The organism is Calditrichota bacterium (assembly GCA_014359355.1).
GTDB lineage: Bacteria > Zhuqueibacterota > Zhuqueibacteria > JANLFK01 > Oleimicrobiaceae > Oleimicrobium.
Window position 1 is genome coordinate 1 of the sequence record JACIZP010000288.1, and the last position, 5,824, is coordinate 5,824.

Here is a 5,824-nt window from a genome sequence, read left to right on the forward strand (position 1 = left end):
AGCCTGAAAAAGATTGTGCTCTGCAAGATTATCCCAAAGGTGGCCTACCCCGATCAGACGGTCCTTTTCAACCAGGAAGTGGCCAAGATCGTCAGCGACTCGGAGCAAGGCAGGATCCCCACCATTCCTCCTGGCACACTCTACCTGGTTGACCAGTACTCCCCGTTTGACGTGGCCACGATGCTGTCTGGGGATGGCATCCATCCCAACGACGCGGGCTACAGCAAAATGGCGGACGTCTACTTCAATGCGCTGGCCTCCCTGCTTTTCCCAGGCGACAACTTCAATCGAGCATCCCTGGGGCCTTACTGGACTGCAGACCCTGAGTACCACATCGTCAATAACGAGCTGGCCAACACTTCGACCGAGAACGTCTGGGGGCACTTGGCGGTCTACAACCTCACCAGCAACGCCAATGACGTCTCTTTCCAGTGGGGAGCTGCGGCCCCGCAAGACGGTATCGATCAGGGCGGTTTTGCCCTGCTGCTGAATGCCGCCTCGGTAAACGCCGATGGCTATCTGCTCTTCCGGCGCACCAACGGCACCATAAGCCTGTGGACCATCGCCGGCGGCGTGCCGGGTCATAGCGTCGCCTCAGCCACCGGCAGCCAGGCGGCGCCCCGTGCCGGCGACGTGATGCGCGTGCTGGTCAGCACCAGTCCGGCAGGCCACCATTTCGACCTGTACATTAACGGCCGCTACGACGGCCGCGTCACCGATGCCGCCAAAGAAAAGGGCAACAGCGCCAACAAGTACGCCGGCATCATGTTGAAGGGCGGGTATAACACCAGCATCGACAACTTCTTTGCCCGCACCAGTCTCGACGTAACCCCGCCGGCCGCGATCACCAACCTCGGCATTGCCGGCATCAGCTCCATGTCGGTCACGCTCACCTGGACTGCCCCAGGCGACGATGGCAACGTGGGCACTGCATCATCGTATGTGATCAAGTACCTGGACCAACCCATAACCGCTGCCAATTTTGCGTCTGCCGTCAGCGTGCTCAGCCCTCCAGTCCCCAAGCCCGCTGGCTCGCCGGAGACCTTCGAGGTAAAAGGGCTGCTTTCGAACAAGACCTACTTTTTCGCCATCAAGGCCCTGGATGAGGCGGGCAATGTCAGCGACCTGTCCAACATCGTCTCGGCAGTGACGCCTGGCGAGGCGACGCTTGCTACCTTTACCGACGACTTTGAGCGCCAGTCCTTAGGCGCCAACTGGTCAGCCCACTCCGCTTACGCCATTGTCAACGGCGACCTGGCGAACACCTCCCCCACGTATGCCTGGGGCTACATGGCCGTGCTCAACAATCGGGACAACCCAGTGGAAGCCTCCATCAAGTGGGCAAACAATGCGGACGCTACCGGGATAAGGGAGGGTGGCTTGGCCCTCATGTTGAACGCTCCCATCCCCACTGCCAGCGGCTACCTGATTTGGAAGGATGGCAAGTACGTGCGTCTCTGGACCATCACCTACGGCAACCCTGGCGAGACTATCGCCAACGTGGAAGGCCTTCAGCCGCAGCCCGGGCCAGGGGATGTGTTTAAGGTAAAAATGTCTACCAACGCCTCCGGGCACCACTTTGATGTGTTCATCAACGACAAGTTCGACGCGCGGGTATCGGACACGAACAAGCTGCAGGGCAACGCCAGCACAAAGTACGCAGGAGTCTACCTGAAGGGTGGACTGAACAACAACGTCGCCGAGTTCTCAGTAGCCGTGCCTCTCGGCGATCCATCGATACTCGTTGTGGCCGCGGGCAACCAACAGAGCGGACCAGTGGGCACCAGGCTGCCGGTCCCCTTGACCGCGCGGGTCACCGACCGCAACGGCTACCCGGTCTCTGGCGTGTACGTGGACTTTAAGCTTGCCTCTGGCCAGGGCTTTCTGAGCACCGATTCCATAGACTTCAACGGATACCTCTGGATGGAGGCCGAGGAAGGGATTGCGACTCCACCGATGGTGAAAGCTTTTGACCAGAACGCTTCGGGCGGAGCGTACGTGCACGTGCCGGAGGGAACCGGAGTGAACGCCGGGAGGGTCACCTTCACCATCTATTTGCCTGTCTCGGGAACTTTCTACTTGTGGGGGAGAGGGCTCGGCCCCTCGGGCACCTCCGATTCCTTCTGGTCCTATGCCGACGATGGCACGCCCGAAATCTTCAGTCTGCAGAACCAGACGACGTGGGGATGGCGGCGGCGCACTACGCCGTTAGCCCTCAGTGCAGGGGTACACACCATCGTGTTTGAAAACCGCGAAGACGGCACGCTCTTGGACAAGATCCTGTTGACCAACGTCAGCACTTACACCCCGTATGGCATGGGCGGTACTACCCCGCCTTTGACCAACGTTTCCAACACTTCCGGCTTTGCCTATAGTTACCTCACTCTTGGCACGCAAGCGGGCCAGGTCACCGTAAATGCCACGGCATCTTACAAGGGCACCCCCCTTTCGGGAAGCCCTGCTCAGTTCGTGGCTTATGCCACCAGCAGTACGCCGACACCGTTGCGCTATGTGTCCGGCAACGGCCAGACCGGCCCTGCAGGTCGGCCTCTGCCTCAACCGTTCGTCGTCGAAGCCAGAGACTCCTATAACAACCCGGTCATGAACTTGCCGGTGCTCTTCGAGGTAGTGGAAGGGGACGGCAGGCTCTCGGAAGCGCAGCCGGTGTTCACCGATGCGTCTGGCCGCGCCGCCACCGTGCTCACCCTGGGGACGACGCAGTTCAAGAACGTGGTGCGGGCGTCCTCGCCAGGCGTGAGTGGTGCGCCGGTGGAGTTTACCGCCTATGCCACGTCGGGCATCCCCACAGAGATGCAGTATGTGAGCGGCAACTACCAGACAGGGGTGGTTGGCAGTCAACTGGCGCAGCCCCTGGTGGTGCGTGTACTCGACAATTTGGGTGACCCGCGTCCGGGGTGGCCTGTGGTCTTTCGCATCCAGACCGGGGACGGGGCACTGGACGGCGGCGTGGACACCCTTTCTGTGATCACCTCGCAGGAGGGTTTAGCGCAGGCTCTGTGGACGCTGGGCACCCAGGCAGGGGTTGCCAACAACATCGTGGCCGCGGTTGCCACTCGTGGCGACAGCCTCCTCACCGGCGCGCCCATCCTGTTCCAGGCATCGGCCTCTGCCGGAGAACCCCACAGCCTGCAAATGGTCTCCGGCGACAACCAATCCGCCCCTATCGGCTGGGAGCTTGACCAACCCTTGAGCGTGCTGGTCGCGGACCGCTTCGGCAATCCGGTGGCGGGATGCAAGGTCAAGTTCGAGGTGACCGTGGGCACTGCCTCGTTCGCGGGCAGCACCTCTGTTGAGGTGACTACTGACCAGAGTGGTATCGCCCGGGCGACCCTCACCATGGGTAACATCCCCGGGCAGGAGAACCGAGTCGAAGTGCGAGGCGTGAGCCAGGCGCTCGTCGGCGAGCCCATAGCATTTCGGGCTATGGCGACCGAGGGAGTGGCCAGCCACATCTACAAGATTTCTGGCGACCAGCAGAGCGCCACGGTGGGCACCCTGCTGCCTCAGCCGTTGGTAGTGCAGGTGAAGGACATTTTCGGCAATGTGCGGCCCGGTCACACCGTGCACTTTGCCGTGACCGCGGGCGATGCACGCATTGCTGGCGCCTCCAGCAGCGACGTGGTGACCGATCAGCAGGGACTCGCGCAAGTGAACGTGACCGTGGGTACCACGGCGGGCGCAAATCTCTACTCGATTGCCGCCTCCTCTGAGGATATCCGCGGCCGGCCATTGGTGGGCTCTCCGGTCCTCTTCACGGCCTCAGCAACACCAGGCGCACCGGCACAGCTGGCCAAGATCTCCGGAGACGGCCAGAGCGCGCCGGTCAACACTGCGCTGGAACAGCCGCTAAAAGTCCGCGTCACCGACCAATACGGCAACGGGGTGAGCGGCGTCAACGTCCTCTTCCAGGTCATCTCGGGCGCAGGCTTCATCGAGGGGGTCCGGCAAAAGGCCGTGCCGGTGAACAGCCAGGGCTATGCCCAGGTGGTTTTCACCCTTGGCTCGGTAGCTGGCCCAGACAACGTCGTACAGGCCAGCGTGACCATTGCGGGTCAGCACCTGGCCGGCTCGCCGGTCACTTTCCGCGCGACCGCCCTCCCAGGGGCAGCAGCAGGCCTCGTGCGCGTGTCGGGGAACAATCAGACAGGAAGAGCAGGCAGCAGGCTGCCGCAGCCGTTCGTGGTACGCGTGCCTGATCAGTGGAACAACCCTGTGCCCAACTTCCCGGTGCGCTTTACTGTGGCTGCCGGCGGTGGCAACATTGACAGTCTTTCCTTCAAAGACGTGCTGACCGACTCGACGGGACAGGCTCGTGCCTACCTCACTCTCGGCACGGTGGCGGGCACGTTCAACAATAAGGTCACCGTCACAGGGCAGGGTCTGTCTGGTTCGGTGGACTTTTTTGCTTCGGCCACTGCCGATAATCCCCATCGTCTGGTGCCCGTCTCAGGCGATGGGCAGACGGCAATGGCAGGGGCGCGCCTGGCGTCGCCATTCGTGGTCCGGGTAGTCGACCGCTTTGACAATCCCATCGCCGCGCACAATGTGACCTTCACAGTCATTCAAGGGGGCGGCACCATCGACGGGGTCGCGGAGCGGACGGTTGCCACCAACGCGACCGGGTACGCGCAGGTCTATCTGACGCTGGGCACGGCCCCAGGCACCCAGGTCGTGCAGGCGCGCGCCTCCTTCTCCGGCACAGACCTCCAAGGCTCGCCGGCCGTCTTTACTGCCACCGCCACAGGCGCTCCTCCGGCGCGAATTGCCGAGCACTCGGGCAACGGGCAAGTGGGCGTGGTGGGGAACTTTTTGTCATCGCCGCTTAAGGTACTGGTGACCGACCAGTATGGCTACCCAGTGCCTGGTCACACGGTCACCTTCTCCGTGGTGAGCGGAGGAGGTGCGCTCGGCCCGGCGCAATCGGCCACAGCCGCCGTCGTCAGCGACGCTGCGGGGATCGCCCAGACCACCTGGCGGCTGGGTCCTGAGGCCGGCGTCGACAACAACGTCGTGCATGCCACTGCTACCTACCAGGGAGCGGCATTGACCGGCTCGCCGGTGGTATTCACCGCCTCGGCCCGCACCTCTGCTGCCCGAACTATTCTCATCGAATTGGGCAACAACCAGATCGGCGTCGTGGGCAGACCTCTCCCCGAGGCGCTCAAGGTAAAGGCCGTCGATGCAGACGGCAACCCAGTGGCAGGCCACCCCGTCACCTTCCGCGTGGTCTCCGGCGGGGGTAGGCTCGACGGCAACGACACCACGGCCGTGCGCAGCACCGCGGGCGATGGCATTGCCACCGTGACCTTGGCCCTCGGCCCGCGAGCTGGAACGGCGAACAATGTGGTACAAGCCACGGCTACCGATGGCCTCAATCCGCTGGCCGGCTCGCCCCTGACCTTTGTTGCCAGCGCGCTCCCGGATGTGCCCAATTCGTCGGCCTCGAGGATTACGGCCACTTCCCCCGTGCCGGCGGACGGCGTGAGCCAATCGCTCATTACCGTGACCTTGCTGGACACCTTCAACAACCCGGTGCCCGGTCGACTGGTGAGCATCTTAGCTTCGGGCAGCGGGAACACTCTCACCCAGCCGGGTGCTCCCACCGATGCGGAGGGCAGAGCAACCGCCACGTTAGCCTCAACAAGGGCAGGGCAAAAGACCGTGCGGGCGCGTATAGAAAGCGACAATGTGCTCCTTGCCGACTCTGCGGTGGTGACCTTTACCCCTCTGCCGGCCAGCAAGATTGCCTACCACGACGGGAACAATCAGGTCGCCAATATCGGCACGGTTGCAGATAAGCGGT

The 5,824-nt window shown here is 62.8% G+C and carries 1 protein-coding gene; it reads left to right on the forward strand.

Annotated elements, in window-relative coordinates; genetic code table 11:
- Positions 1–5,824 (forward strand): Ig-like domain-containing protein (locus H5U38_12405; GenBank protein MBC7187826.1); only part of this gene is annotated, 5,824 nt, incomplete at both ends.